Source organism: Micromonospora sp. A3M-1-15 (genome assembly GCF_024213425.1).
GTDB lineage: Bacteria > Actinomycetota > Actinomycetes > Mycobacteriales > Micromonosporaceae > Micromonospora > Micromonospora chersina.
In genome coordinates this window covers 40374-53230 of the sequence record NZ_JANAVK010000006.1, presented here as the reverse complement: position 1 = coordinate 53230, position 12857 = coordinate 40374, and the positions used below count along the sequence as shown (strand labels likewise).

The following is a 12857-nucleotide window of genomic DNA, read 5'->3' as shown; positions in this document are numbered from 1 at the left end:
GGTTCGCTCGCCGTGACGGGGACCACGGGGGATCGGCTCGACGGGCGTTTCGCCCGGCTCTGGACCGCCAGCACCCTGTCGGCGCTGGGCAGCGGCATGGCCACGGTGGCCGCCCCGCTCTACGTCGCCTCGCAGACCGACGACCCGCTGACCGTCTCGGCCGGCGCCGCGGTGGCCTGGCTGCCCTGGCTGCTGTTCGCGCTGCCCGGCGGGGTGCTGGTGGACCGGGTCGACCGGCGCCGGCTCATGGTGGTCATCGACTGGCTGCGGGTGGCCGTGCTGGCCGTGCTGGCCGCCGCGATGGTCACCGACCGGGCCGGGGTGCCACTGCTCTACGCGGTGCTGTTCGTGGTCAACACCGGCGAGGTGGTGTTCCGCACCGCCGCGCAGGCGGTCGTGCCCGCGGTGGTGCCCCGGTCCCGGCTGGAACGGGCCAACGGCTGGCTCGGCGGCGGCACCCAGATCATGCAGAACATGGTCGCCGGCCCGCTCGGCGGCTTCCTCTTCGTGGTGGCCGCGGCCATCCCGTTCGCCGTCAACGCCGGCACGTACGCGCTCAGCGCCGTCCTCGTCGGCCTGCTCGCCGGGTCGTACCGGGGCTCGCCGGGGGCGGGCGGGCGCCGCTCGGTGCGCGCGGAGGTCGCCGAGGGGTTCCGGTGGCTGCTGTCCCAGCGGCTGCTGCGCACCATGACCCTGCTCATCGGGCTGCTCAACGTCACCCTGACCGCCGCCCTCGCGGTGCTCGTGCTGCTCGCCACCGACCGGCTGGGCCTCGGTTCGGTCGGCTACGGCGCGCTGTTCACCTGCATGGCCGTGGGCGGGCTGCTCGGCTCGGCGGTCGGTGACCGGCTGGTCGCCACCATCACCGCGACCTGGACCGTCCGGGTCGGCCTGCTCGTCGAGGCCGGCCTGCACCTGGCCCTGGCCGCCTCGCGCAGCGCCGTGGTGGTCGGGCTGGCGCTGTTCGCCTTCGGGGTGCACGGCGCGCTGTGGAACATGGTGGCGAACTCGCTGCGCCAGCGGCTCACCCCGCCCGCGCTGATGGGCCGGGTGGGCAGCACCAACTTGTTCATCGCGGCGGGCGGCAACTGCGTCGGCGCGCTGCTGGGCGGCCTGCTCGCCGACCGGTACGGGATCACCGCGCCCTACTGGGTGGGGTTCGTGGTGGCCGTGGCGGTGATCGCCGCGACCTGGCGGGTGTTCGACCGGGCCACCGTGGCCGCCGCGTACGCCGACCCGACCCCGGACGGCCGGGAGACCCCGGCGTCGGTCGGCTGAAAGGAAGCGGATGCCGTCCCTCGCTGTGCCGCCGCTGTTCGCCGCGTTGGAGCCGGCCCGGACCGTGCTGGTCGCCGGGGCGGGCGGCGGCTTCGACGTGTACGCGGGCCTCCCGCTGGCCGTGGCGCTGCGCGACGCCGGGCACACCGTCCACCTGGCCAACCTCTCCTTCACCCAGCTCGAACTGCTCGACCTCGAGGCGTGGGCCGGGCCGTACGTCGCCGCCGTAACCCCCGACACCGCCGGCCCGGACGACTACTTCCCGGAACGGGCCCTGGCCCGTTGGCTCGCCACCCGCGACCAGCCCTCGACCGTGTACGCCTTCCCGAGCGTCGGCGTGCAGCCCCTGCGGGACGCCTACCGACACCTGGTCGACACGCTCGGCATCGACGCGGTGGTGCTGGTCGACGGTGGCACGGACATCCTCATGCGCGGCGACGAGGCGGGCCTCGGCACCCCCGTCGAGGACATGACCAGCCTCGCCGCCGTCGCCGGGCTGGACGTTCCGGTGCGGCTTGTGGTCTGCCTGGGATTCGGCATCGACGCGTATCACGGGGTCAACCACACTCAGGTGCTGGAGAACATCGCGGCGCTCGACCGGGACGGCGCGTACCTGGGCGCGCTGTCCATCCCGGGCGCCAGCCAGGAGGCCGAGCTGTACCGGGAGGCGGTGGCGTACGGGCAGGCGGCCACGCCGTTGCGGCCGAGCATCGTGCACGGGCAGATCGCCGCCGCCACCCGGGGCGCCGACGGGGACGTGCACGTCACCCGGCGCACCCGGGGAAGCACGCTGTTCGTCAACCCGCTGATGGCGGTCTACTTCAGCTTCGACCTGGCCGGGCTGGCCCGCCGCTCTCTCTACCTCGACCGGCTGGAACACACCGTCGGCGTGCGGCAGGTCGCCTCGCGGATCGAGGCGTTCCGCGCCGAGGTGCGCACCCGGGTACCCCGGGCGTTCCCGCACTGAGGTCAGGGCAGCGGCGGCACCGGCAGGGTGACGCCCTGCGCCGCCGCCTGGTGCGCCAATTCGATCAGTTCGACCACGCCGACCGAGTCCGCCGGGTCCACGGGCAGCGGCGCGCCGTCCCGCAGCGCGGCCGCCAGCTGGGCGTAGAAGTCCTGGTAGCGGCCCGCCTCGGTGGGGACCGCCCGCAGCTCGCCGTCGGCGCCGAGCCGCCCGTACCGGTCGGCGTCGATTTCACCCCAGCCCGGCGTGCCCGGCCGGCCGCCGTCGCGCAGCGCCGCCTCCTGCGGGTCCAGCCCGTAGGTCGTGTAGGCGGCCCGGTCGCCGAGCACCCGGAAGCGCGGGCCGAGCTGCGCGGTGACCGCGCTCATCCACAGGTGGGAGCGGACCCCGCCGGTGTGGGTGAGCGCCACGAACGCGTCGTCGTCGACCTCAGCGTCGGGCCGGCGCCGATCCACCTCGGCGTAGACCCGCTGCACCGGCCCGAACAGCCGTACCGCCTGGTCGACCAGGTGGGCGCCGAGGTCGAACAGCGCGCCGCCGGCCTCGCCGGGCGCGGCGCTCTCCCGCCAGCCCGGCTTGATCGCCGGCCGCCACCGCTCGAACCGGGACTCGAAGCGGGCCACCCGGCCCAGCTCGCCGGCCTCGACCAGCCGCTGCACGGTCAGGAAGTCACCGTCCCAGCGGCGGTTCTGGAACACGGTGAGCGGCACCCCGGCGGCGGCCGCCTCGGCGACCAGCGCCCGTCCCTCGGCGGCGGTCGGCGCGAGCGGCTTGTCCACCACGACCGGCAGCCCGGCCGCCACCGCGGCCCGTGCCATGGGCACGTGCTGCCGGTTGGGCGTGGCCACCACGACCAGGTCGAGGGTGTCGGCGGCCTGCCAGAGCTGGTCGGCGTCGTCGAGCACCCGGGCGTCCGGGTGTTCGGCGTTCACCTGCGCGCGGCGCTCCGGGTCCCGGGTGACCACCGCGTCCAGCCGGAGGCCGGGGGTGGCGGCGACCAGCGGGGCGTGGAACACCCGCCCGGCGATCCCGTACCCCAGCAACCCCACCCGCAGCGGCGCCCGCCCCATGTCCGTCCCCCGTCGTCGTGATCCACCTGCGAATCTACGCGGCCCGCCCAGGTCGGGACGGCGGGTCCCGGGCGGCGGCCGTTTCCGGGGTGTGGCAGCGTGGGCGGGTGCACCCAACCCCGGTCGAGGTCGACCTCGCGCTGGTGGGCGGCGGCGGGGCCGCCTCCCTGGTCCTGGCCGCCCTGGACCGGCACGACCTGACCGGCCTGCGGGTCGCCGTGGTCGACCCGGTGCACAAGCGCGGCCAGGACCGCACCTGGGCGTTCTGGGGCGCCCCCGGCGGCGACCTCGACCCGCTGCTGAGCGCGAGCTGGTCGCAGGTCGACGTGGTCACGACCGCCGGCCGCCGCGTCCTGCCGCTCACCCCGCTGCGGTACGCGATGCTCCGCTCCGGCCCGGTCTACGACCGGGCTGCCGCGGCCGAACGGCGGCTGGGCGCGGTGCGGATCGGCGCTCCGGCCGGCGCGCTGGCCGACGACGGCGACCGGGTGACCGTGCACGACCCGGAGGGGCGGCCGCTGGTCCGGGCCGGCTGGGTGCTCGACTCCCGGCCCCGCCCGCCGGCCCGGCCGGGGCGGACCCGCTGGTTGCAGCACTTCCGCGGCTGGTGGCTGGCGGCCGACCGGCCCACCTTCGACCCGGGCCGGGCCGTGCTCATGGACTTCCGCACCCCGCAGCCCGCCCGGGGCGTCTCCTTCGGCTACGTGCTGCCGGTCGACGACCGCTACGCCCTGGTCGAGTACACCGAGTTCGGTCCGGCCGTGCTCACCGACGCGGGGTACGACGCGGCGCTGCGCGGGTACGCCGGCCTGCTCGGCCTGGATCTGGGCCGGCTGCGGGTGCGCGAGGTGGAGGACGGCGTGATCCCGATGACCGACGGCCCGTTCGTCGCCCGCCCCTCGCCGCGGGTGGTCCGGCTCGGCACCGCCGGCGGCGCCACCCGCCCGTCCACCGGGTTCACCTTCTCCGCGATGCTCCGCCAGGCCGAGCAGGTCGCCGGGGCCCTCGCGGCGGGCCGGCCGCCGGTGCCGGCGCCCGCGTACCCCCGTCGTCACCTGTGGATGGACGCCGTGGCGCTGCGCGCCCTGGACCGCGGGCACGTCGGCGGGGTGGAGTTCTTCGAGCGGCTCTTCGACCGCAACCCGCCGGAGCGGGTGCTGCGCTTCCTCGACGGCGCCACCGCACCGGCCGAGGACCTGGCCGTGATGCGGTCCAGCCCGCTGCTGCCGATGACAGGCGCGGTGCTCGGCGACGCCGTCGACCGGCTGCGCGCCCGGGTGCGCCGCGGCCCGGCCCCCGCCCCCGTGCCGGAGGCCGCGCCGCGGACCGCCGGTCAGGCCGGCTCGTAGCGGGCGATCACCACACCGGTCGTCGTGGTGACGCTGTCGGTCAACCGCAGCTCGCCCGGCTCGTCGCCCGGGTCGAACAGCCGCCGCCCCCCGCCCAGCACCACCGGGTGGACCAGCAGCACGTACGCGTCGACAAGCCCGTGCCGGCGCAGCGACCGGACCAGCTCACCGCTGCCCAGGACCGCGATGTCCGGCCCCGGCTGCGCCTTCAGTTCCCGCACCGCCTCGATCACGTCGCCCTTCAGCAGGTGCGAGTTCACCCACGGTAGCGGCTCGTGCAGCGTGGTCGAGGCGACGTACTTGGACAGCGCGTCGAGCACCGGCGTGAACGGGTTGCCGGTCTGCCGGGGCCAGTAGCCGGCGAAGTCGGCCCAGGTGCGGCGGCCCAGCAGCAGCGCCCCGGTGGAGGCCATGCCCTCGCCCATCTTCCGCCCCAGGACCGGGTCGTTGTAGGGCACCGCCCAGCCGCCCCGCGTGAAGCCGTCCCGGGTGTCCTCGTCGGGGCGTCCGGGTGCCTGCATGACGCCGTCCAGGCTGACGTTCTCGGTGACGATGATCTTCGGCATGCCGCTCCCTCGGGGCGGGGCCGGCCCGCTGCCGGCCCTCCACCCCTGACACGTTCGGCGACCGCCGGTTTCGACAGCGGTCAGCGGCCGAGTTCCGCGGCCACCCGGTCGCGGACCAGCACCCGCAGCCGCTCCATCGGGTCGCCGTCGCCGGCGCCGAGCCGGTTGCGCACCGCCGCCACGGTCAACCCCAGCTCCGGGTACGCGAACGCCAGGCTGCCGCCGCTGCCCGCGGTGCCGAACGAGCCGTCCGCGTCGACGGCGTAGCCGAGGCCGAAGGTCACCTCCGCGCCGAACACCCAGTCCTCGCCCCGCACCGCCACCGCCGACACCTCGGCGAGGCGGTCCGGCGAGATCAGCCGCACCCCGTCGACGGGGCCGAGCAGCGCCGCGTACATCCGGGCGACCGCGCGGGCCGACATCGTGCCCACCGCCGGCACGTCGGCCCGCAGCAGCTCGGGGCGGCTGCCGGTCGTGGCGTCCGGGCGGACGTGCGGCGGCGCAACCGCGTCGAAGTTCGGCAGGTTCGCGCTGGCGTACGTCATGAGGGCGGACAGGCCGGCGTCCTCCAGCCGGGCCAGCCGCGGCAGGTCGGCCTCGGGCACGCCGAGGAACAGCTCGCGGGCCACCCCGAGCGGCCCGGCCACCTCCTCGGCCAGCACCTGCGACACCGGTTTCCCGGTGACCCGCCGGACCACCTCGCCGACCAGCCAGCCCCACGTCCAGGCGTGGTACGCCAGCCGCTCGCCGGGTGCCCAGAGCGGCTCGGCGTCGGCGAGCAGCCCGCACATCCGCTCCCAGTCGGCGAAGTCCGCCGGGGTGACGTCGGCGGGCAGGGCCGGCAGCCCGGCCGTGTGGGTGAGCGCGTGCCGCAGGGTGATGGCGTCCTTGCCGTGCCGGGCGAACTCCGGCCACACGTCGGCGACGCGCAGGTCGTAGTCGAGCCGCCCCTGCTCGGCCAGCGTGTGCACCACGGTGGCGGTGAGCCCCTTGCCGGTGGAGACGGCGTGCACCGGGGTGTCGGCGGTCAGCGGCCGGCCGGTGGTGGTGTCGGCCGGTCCGGCCTGCTCCTCGACGATCGGCGCGCCGTCCAGGTACGCGGCCACCTGCACGCCGGCCTCCCGCCCGGAGGTCACGAGGTCGTCGATCGCCGTGCGTACCTCGGCCCGCAGGCCGTCCCACGGTTCGTCCATGATCGGTGACGCTGCCAGATACTCCCGGCGGTGTCGTGCGGTTTTCCGGCGGCGGGTAGGTTGCCGGCATGGCGGAGGCGGCGACCGGCGGGGTCGTGGAGATCTGGACCGACGGGGCGTGCAGCGGCAACCCCGGCCCCGGGGGCTGGGGCGTGCTGCTGCGCTGGGGCGGGCACGAGCGCGAGCTGTGCGGCGGCGAGGCGACCCCGACCACGAACAACCGGATGGAGCTGACCGCCGCGATCCGGGCGCTGGAGAGCCTGACCCGCCCGGTCACCGTGCGGCTGCACACCGACAGCACGTACGTGCGCAACGGCATCACCGGCTGGCTCGCCTCCTGGAAGCGCAACGGCTGGCTGACCGCGGCGAAGCAGCCGGTGAAGAACGCCGACCTGTGGCAGCGGCTGGAGGCGGCCTGCGCCCGGCACGACGTGACCTGGCTCTGGGTGAAGGGCCACAACGGACACCCGGAGAACGAGCGGGCCGACGCGCTGGCCAACCGGGGGATGACCGAGGCGCGGTCGGCGGCGCCGGTCGCCCGCTGAACCCGCAGCGGGTTGTGTCGACCCCGGTCGATGGGTAACGTAGCGGATCGATGCCGTCACGGACAGTCGCCCTCCCGGAGGTGTCCGCGTGACCGTTGCGCCCCTCACCGACCTGCCGCTCTGGCCCCCGACCAACCTCGACCGCGACCCGCTCGTCCCGCTCGACGTGGGGGAGCGGCGGCGGTTCGCCGGCCCGGTCACCCGGGTCCGGCTCCCCACCGACGCGACGGCCTGGCTGGTCACCCGGCACGCCGACGTCAAACAGATGCTGCGCCACCCCGGCTTCAGCGCCGACCTGACCCGGCCGGGCTTCCCGCTGCTGCGCCGGATCCCGCCCGGCGCGTTCGGCGACCGCCGGGGCGGTTTCATCCGGATGGACGGCGCCGAGCACGCCCGGCTGCGCCGGATGCTCACCGCCGAATTCATGATCAGGAACGTGCGGCGGATCGAGCCGCTGATCCGGCAGACCGTCGACCGGGCGCTGGACGAGCTGCACGCCGCCGGCCCGCCCGCCGACCTCGTGGCGCACGTCGCCCTGCCGGTGCCGTCGATGGTCATCTGCCACCTGCTCGGCGTCCCGTACGCCGACCACGACTTCTTCCAGGAGCGCAGCCGGACGCTCATCGACCGGGACGCCCCGCCGGAGCGGGTCCAGCGGCACGTCCGGGAGCTGCGCGACTACCTGCACCGGTTGGTCGAGGCGAAGGTGGCCACCGGTGAGCGCGCCGACGACCTGCTCAGCCGACTCGCCCGGGACCGCGTGGACACCGGGGAACTGGCCGTCGACGAGCTGGTCGGCATGGCCGTGCTGCTGCTCATCGCGGGCCACGAGACCACCGCCAACATGATCGGGCTGAGCACCCTGCTGCTGCTCCGCCACCCCGCCCGGTACGCCGCGCTCCGCGACGACCCGGGGCACGCCGACGGCCTGGTCGACGAGCTGCTGCGCTACCTCACCATCGTGCGCACCGGGCTGCCCCGCCTGGCCACCGAGGACGTCGAGATCGGCGGGCGGCTGATCCGGGCCGGGGAGGGGGCCATCGCGGTGCTCTCCCTGGCCAACCGGGACCGGGGGACCTTCGACCGGCCGGACGAGTTCGACCCGTACCGGGCGGCGCAGCAGCACGTCGCGTTCGGCTTCGGGGTGCACCAGTGCATCGGCCAGCCCCTCGCCCGCGCGGAGCTGCGGATCGCCCTCGTGGAGCTGGCCCGCCGGTTCCCCCGGCTGCGGCCGGCCACCACGACCGGGCGGCTGCCGACCCGGGACAGCTCGGTCGTCTACGGCCTCGACGCGCTGCCGGTGACGTGGTGAGCGCGGCCGTGCGGGTGGACCGGGACCGCTGCTGCGGCGCGGGCAACTGCGTGGTGACCGTGCCGGAGGTCTTCGACCAGGACGACGAGGACGGCCTCGTGCTGCTGCGCCGGGCCGAGCCGGCGGCCGACACCCTCGACCGGGTGCGGCTCGCCGTGGAGCTCTGCCCGGCCGGGGCGATCAGCGTCGCGCCCCGGCCGGAGCATTCCGCGGCGGCTGGCTCCCCGGAGGCGCCCGCGACGCCGTGACCGCGGTGCCGCTCACCGCTCCGGGCGGCCCTCCTCGATCTCCTCCGGCTCGTTCGCCGGGTCCGCGGTGCCGGAGACCTCCGCCACGTCGTAGCCGGCCCGGCTGACCTCCCGGGCGGAGCGGCGCTCCTCGGCCGGCAGGTCGGCGAAGTCGTCGCCGGTGTCGTCGGTGCTGTGCAGGGACTGGCCCGGCGGGCGCAGCGACGCCTCGTACGCGGTCGCGCCGTCGGGCTCGTCGGTGGCGGCGCGGCCGAAGGACTCTTCACTCGTCATGTCGCACTCCTGCCCGTCCCGTCCGGAGGCAAACGCTCAGCGGGCCGCGTCCGGGTGCGTCGGCATCGACGAGCCGCCGGAACTGCTGCCCGAGGAGCCGCCGGCCATGCCGGAACCGTCGTCCTCGGTCACCTCGTCCGGTTTCGGCGCACCCGGCTCCGGCGCCGGCACGTCGGTGTCCGCCTCGACCTGGACCAGCCGGGCCTGGCCGGCCTCGTCCTCGGCGTGCGCCAAATCGACCGGCTGCCTGCTCTGCCGTGTCTCGTATTTCACTGGCCGTGTCTCGGGCTTCACCGGATCGCCTCCCGTCCGTCGCGCGGTGACGCCGCCTACCCGGCGGGGTCGCCGCGAAACCCGGCCGCCCCGTCCGGCGAACGGGGGCGCCGTCAGCGGCGACGCCGGCCCCCGGAACGGCCGCCCGTCGGGCGCCCGCCTCCCGGCCGCCCGCCGGACGACCGCGTGGCCCCGGGCGAGCCGACCGGGGTGACGGTCAGGGACCAGTGCGCCGGGCGGTGCAGCCCCCCGGGCAGGACCGTCCGGTGGTCGCCGCGGGCCGCGTCGAGCTGGGACTGGTGCACGAACAGGCAGTCGCCGAGATCGGCCCCGCGCAGGTCCGCGCCGCGCAGGTCCGCCCCGGTCAGGTCGGCCGCGCCGAGGTCCACCCCGCGCAGGTCCGCGCCGATGAGGCAGGCGCCGCGCAGGTTCGCGCCCGCCAGCCCGGCCCGGCGCAGGTCCACGCCGATCAGCACGGCGCCGCGCCGGTCCACGCCGGCCCGGCCGGCCCGCGCCTGCTCGCCGGCCCGGGACAGCAGCCGGTTGACGCGGTCCCGCTGCGCGTCGACGTCGACGGCGAGCAGCTCCTCCGGGGTGCCGTCGGTGAGCCGTCCGGTCTCGGTGAGGGCGGCGGCCAGCTCGTCCCGCAGCGGCCCGGCCGGGGTCAGCGCCAGCGCCTCGGTCAGATACCAGAGCAGCTCGTGCAGGGGTCGCATGACCGCGAAGGTGTCGAACATCCGCCGCGCGGTCGCCGGGTCGGCCCGCCAGTCGCGCCCGCCGAAGGTGCCCTGCGCGAGGTGCTGGCCGGCGCCGAAGCAGTCGAAGACGGTGCAGCCGGGGAAGCCGCGCTGCCGCAGGTCCCCGTGGACGCCGCAGCGGGAGTCGGCGCGCAGGTTCGGGCAGGGCTGCCCGGCGGGCTTGTCGAGCGCGAAGTCGGCGGAGGCGGCGAACGCCGGCGCGACGCAGCAGATCCCGAAGCAGCGCGCGCAGTCGGCGCGCAGCTCCCGGTCGCCGCCGCCCGCGCGGCGGGCCTCGCCGTGCTGAGCCGCGGGCCCGCGCCGCTGGTCCTCCGCCTCGGACACGCCTCCGGCCTCCCGCCCGTTCCCGCCGGCCGCGACCGCCGCGCCCGCCGCCATTCTCCGCCCCGGGCCACCGGAAACGGCCGGCGGGGCGCGGGGGTGTGACGGGGCCGCCCGGTTCCGGCCCGGCGGCGCGGTGGCTCTCCGTATGGTGGCGGTGACCGGCACCGGAGGGCGGAGGGATGGACGACGACGCGCGGGAGCAGGCGCTGCTCACCGCCCTCACCACCGAGCACTTCGTGCTCCAGACCGGCCGCAGCGCCACGGTCGCCGAGTCGGTGGGCCGGACCACGGTCTTCCTGTCGCTGCTCTCCGCCGCGCTCATCGGCCTGGGTTTCGTCTCCGGCAGCGGCTCGCTGCTCCGGCCGTACCTGGGCGCGGTGCTGCCCACCCTGGTGGTCACCGGCCTGCTCACCTTCGGCCGGCTGGTGCAGAACATGGTGGAGAACTCCCTGGACCTGCAACGGATGCAGCGGATCCGGGCCTGGTACCACCAGCGGCTCGCCGGCGACCAGGACTTCTTCGCCGACGCGGCGACGCGCGGGGGCGAGATGCGGTCCGCCTGGACGGCGGTGGGCGCCCGGCCCGGCCGGTGGCAGCTGCTGCTGACCGCCGCCGCGCTGGTCGGCGCGGTCAACGCGCTGCTGCTCGGCCTCGGCGCCGCCCTGCTGGCCGGGCTGGCCGGCCTGTCGACCGGTCCGGCCGTGCTGGTGGGCGTGCCGGTCGCGCTGGTGGCCTTCGCGGCGCAGCTCGCGTACATAAACGGGGCCTCGATCTCGATGACCCACTGAGCGGACCGGGGCGGCGCCCGCGCACGGTGGGCGCCGCCCCGGTCCGGCTCAGAAGTCGAACAGCGCGTCGGTGCCGCGGCGCAGCTCGCACCGGTTGTCGAAGGTCCGGGTGTACGCGACCGGCCGGTCCTGCCAGAAGCCCACCGCCCGGGCGGTGACCGGGGCGTACTCGCGGGTGCACGGGCCGGGCCGCACGTCGAGCGCGTCGAGGTGGCCGTCGACGCGGGCGACGAGCCGGCACGCGGTCGCCGGGTCGGGGTGCAGCCCGCCGGCGGGGCCGCAGACCAGCAGGGTGGCGCGCATGTCGTCGTCGCCGCCCTCGACGGTCAGCAGCAGCGCCGAGGGGGTCTCCGGGCCGGGGCGCGGCGCCGCGCCGGCCGCCGCCGGTGCGACAGTCGCGGCGAGGCAGCCGAGCGCGGCGGCCAGGGCCAGGGCCGCGGTACGTCGGGCGAAGGGCATGGGTCGTCCTCCCGTCGGGGCCCCGGGTCGGGGCCGGGTGTCGGCCCGGACGTCGTGCGACCGGGCCGACGAGAACCCTAGGTGGACGGTGTGAACGCGAAGCGTCACGAAGTGTTGCACCCCCGGCCTGCGCGGACGGCGGGTGTGACAGCGGCGCCGGGAAATGTCCGATCGGTTGACAACCGGGATCGGACCCTGCCGAGAACCATTGCGGAACTGTCGCGCGAATGGCCGAACGGATGACAACCGAAGTCGGCCGTTATTGCGGCGACGCATTCCGTAAACCGTATCGTTGCCTATTCCTGACAACCGATCCGGCCGTTACCGTAACGATTCGAAGTGCGGTTCAGAAGCGGTTTACCGTCGAGTGGCAGGACGTTTCTCGTCGCCGTCGGGAGGACTCCTCATGAGCGACCTGTCCCACCCACCGTCGTTGACCGCACCCGGCGATCCGGGCGCGCCGGACCCGGCCGTCAGCGCCACCGCCCCACCCGGCGCCGAGCGCCGGGAGATCGTCGGCCGATCGCCCAACCAGCTCGCCTGGCTGCGTCTCAAACGGGACCGGACGGCCCGGCTCAGCGCCCTCACGCTGGCCGTCGCCGGCCTCGTGGCGCTCGGCGCGCCACTGCTCGGCCGGCTCACCGGAATCGATCCCACCGACAAGTTCGTCGGCCGGCTCAACGATTTCGGAATGCCGATCGGCTACGCCGGCGGCATCAACGCCGACCACTGGCTCGGGCTCGAACCCGGCAGCGGTCGGGACATCCTGCTCCAGTTGGTGTACGGCCTGCGCACGTCATTGTTCATCGCCTTCGCCTCGGCCCTGGTGGCGTCGTTCATCGGGGTTGCGGTCGGCGTGCTGGCCGGCTGGGCACGGGGCTGGCTGGACACCGCGGTGAACTGGTTGATCGACCTCACCCTGGCGTTTCCGTTCCTCATTTTCGCCCTCGCCGTGATCCCGATCCTCCAGGATCGCTTCTACACCGAACGGGAGGCGCCGCCGCCCGCCTTCCGGGTCGCCCTGATCATCGCCACCTTCGGCCTGTTCAGCTGGACCTACACGGCGCGGCTGGTCCGCGGCCAGGTGATCTCGCTGCGCGAGCGGGAGTTCGTCGAGGCCGCCCGGGCCGCCGGCGCCGGCACCGGGCACCTGCTGTTCCGGCAGCTGCTGCCGAACATCTGGGCGCCGATCCTGGTCACCGTCTCGCTCAACGTGCCGCAGTTCATCGCCATCGAGGCGGCGCTGGCCTTCGTCAACATCGGCGTCACCGAACCCACGCCCGACCTCGGCCGCATGATCTACAACAGCATCGGCTACGTCGCGAGCGACCCCTGGTACACCCTGTTCCCCGGGTTGACGATCTTCCTGCTGGTCCTGGCGTTCAACCTCTTCGGTGACGCGCTGCGCGACTCGCTGGATCCCCGGTCCACCCGGTAACCCCCCACGGCCATCG

The 12857-nt window shown here is 75.5% G+C and carries 15 protein-coding genes; 8 read left to right on the top strand and 7 right to left on the bottom strand.

All coding sequences use genetic code 11. From position 1 onward, the window contains the following. Positions 1 to 12: 12 nt before the first annotated feature. Positions 13 to 1278, top strand: a complete 1266-nt coding sequence (locus NLX85_RS26565; protein WP_254339577.1) for an MFS transporter — start codon at positions 13 to 15, stop codon at positions 1276 to 1278. Positions 1279 to 1288: 10 nt separating this feature from the next. Beyond that, positions 1289 to 2245: a DUF1152 domain-containing protein gene (locus NLX85_RS26560; RefSeq protein ID WP_254339575.1), complete on the top strand. Its 957-nt coding sequence runs from the start codon at positions 1289 to 1291 to the stop codon at positions 2243 to 2245. A 2-nt stretch (positions 2246 to 2247) separates the two neighbouring features. Here the strand turns inward: NLX85_RS26560 and NLX85_RS26555 are convergent, their stop codons facing one another. Further along, positions 2248 to 3315, bottom strand: coding sequence for a Gfo/Idh/MocA family oxidoreductase (locus NLX85_RS26555; RefSeq protein ID WP_254339573.1), 1068 nt, complete (start codon positions 3313 to 3315; stop codon positions 2248 to 2250). Between the two features lie 89 nt (positions 3316 to 3404). Between NLX85_RS26555 and NLX85_RS26550 the strand changes: the two genes are divergently transcribed. Beyond that, positions 3405 to 4664, top strand: a complete 1260-nt coding sequence (locus NLX85_RS26550; RefSeq protein ID WP_254340296.1) for a lycopene cyclase family protein — start codon at positions 3405 to 3407, stop codon at positions 4662 to 4664. Here NLX85_RS26550 and NLX85_RS26545 read toward each other — a convergent pair. Together NLX85_RS26545 and NLX85_RS26540 are read right to left on the bottom strand one after the other, a co-directional pair. Further along, positions 4649 to 5230, bottom strand: a complete 582-nt coding sequence (locus tag NLX85_RS26545; RefSeq protein ID WP_254339572.1) for a dihydrofolate reductase family protein — start codon at positions 5228 to 5230, stop codon at positions 4649 to 4651. The genes NLX85_RS26550 and NLX85_RS26545 overlap by 16 nt on opposite strands. A gap of 80 nt (positions 5231 to 5310) precedes the next feature. Beyond that, positions 5311 to 6423 (bottom strand): serine hydrolase, encoded by a 1113-nt coding sequence (locus tag NLX85_RS26540; protein WP_254339570.1) that lies wholly within the window; start codon positions 6421 to 6423, stop codon positions 5311 to 5313. Between the two features lie 68 nt (positions 6424 to 6491). Between NLX85_RS26540 and rnhA the strand changes: the two genes are divergently transcribed. The 3 genes from rnhA (at position 6492) to NLX85_RS26525 (ending at position 8528) form a co-directional block, all read left to right on the top strand. Then, on the top strand, positions 6492 to 6968 hold the full coding sequence (gene rnhA, locus NLX85_RS26535; RefSeq protein WP_254339569.1) for a ribonuclease HI: 477 nt from the start codon (positions 6492 to 6494) through the stop codon (positions 6966 to 6968). Between the two features lie 88 nt (positions 6969 to 7056). Then, entirely contained in the window at positions 7057 to 8280 is a 1224-nt protein-coding gene (locus tag NLX85_RS26530; RefSeq protein WP_254339568.1) for a cytochrome P450, read from the top strand. Next, on the top strand, positions 8277 to 8528 hold the full coding sequence (locus tag NLX85_RS26525) for a ferredoxin (RefSeq protein ID WP_374628455.1): 252 nt from the start codon (positions 8277 to 8279) through the stop codon (positions 8526 to 8528). The genes NLX85_RS26530 and NLX85_RS26525 overlap by 4 nt, the downstream gene beginning before the upstream one ends. 12 nt (positions 8529 to 8540) lie before the next feature. On the opposite strand, the gene NLX85_RS26520 is transcribed toward NLX85_RS26525, so the two are convergent. From NLX85_RS26520 to NLX85_RS26510, 3 genes are all read right to left on the bottom strand, one after another. Further along, positions 8541 to 8801, bottom strand: coding sequence for a hypothetical protein (locus NLX85_RS26520; protein WP_254339567.1), 261 nt, complete (start codon positions 8799 to 8801; stop codon positions 8541 to 8543). A 36-nt stretch (positions 8802 to 8837) separates the two neighbouring features. Next, positions 8838 to 9074 (bottom strand): preprotein translocase YidC, encoded by a 237-nt coding sequence (locus NLX85_RS26515; RefSeq protein WP_254339566.1) that lies wholly within the window; start codon positions 9072 to 9074, stop codon positions 8838 to 8840. Between the two features lie 113 nt (positions 9075 to 9187). After that, on the bottom strand, positions 9188 to 10210 hold the full coding sequence (locus tag NLX85_RS26510) for a pentapeptide repeat-containing protein (protein ID WP_256567588.1): 1023 nt from the start codon (positions 10208 to 10210) through the stop codon (positions 9188 to 9190). Between the two features lie 125 nt (positions 10211 to 10335). Here NLX85_RS26510 and NLX85_RS26505 point away from each other — a divergent pair, with 125 nt between their 5' ends. Then, a complete protein-coding gene (locus tag NLX85_RS26505; protein WP_254339557.1) occupies positions 10336 to 10944 on the top strand; it encodes a hypothetical protein in 609 nt (202 codons plus the stop codon). A 48-nt stretch (positions 10945 to 10992) separates the two neighbouring features. Here the strand turns inward: NLX85_RS26505 and NLX85_RS26500 are convergent, their stop codons facing one another. Next, entirely contained in the window at positions 10993 to 11403 is a 411-nt protein-coding gene (locus NLX85_RS26500) for an SSI family serine proteinase inhibitor (RefSeq protein WP_254339555.1), read from the bottom strand. Positions 11404 to 11809: 406 nt separating this feature from the next. Between NLX85_RS26500 and NLX85_RS26495 the strand changes: the two genes are divergently transcribed. Then, positions 11810 to 12841 carry an ABC transporter permease gene (locus tag NLX85_RS26495; protein ID WP_254339553.1) on the top strand — a complete coding sequence of 344 codons (1032 nt, stop codon included), beginning with the start codon at positions 11810 to 11812 and terminating at the stop codon, positions 12839 to 12841. The last annotated feature ends 16 nt before the right edge of the window (positions 12842 to 12857 follow it).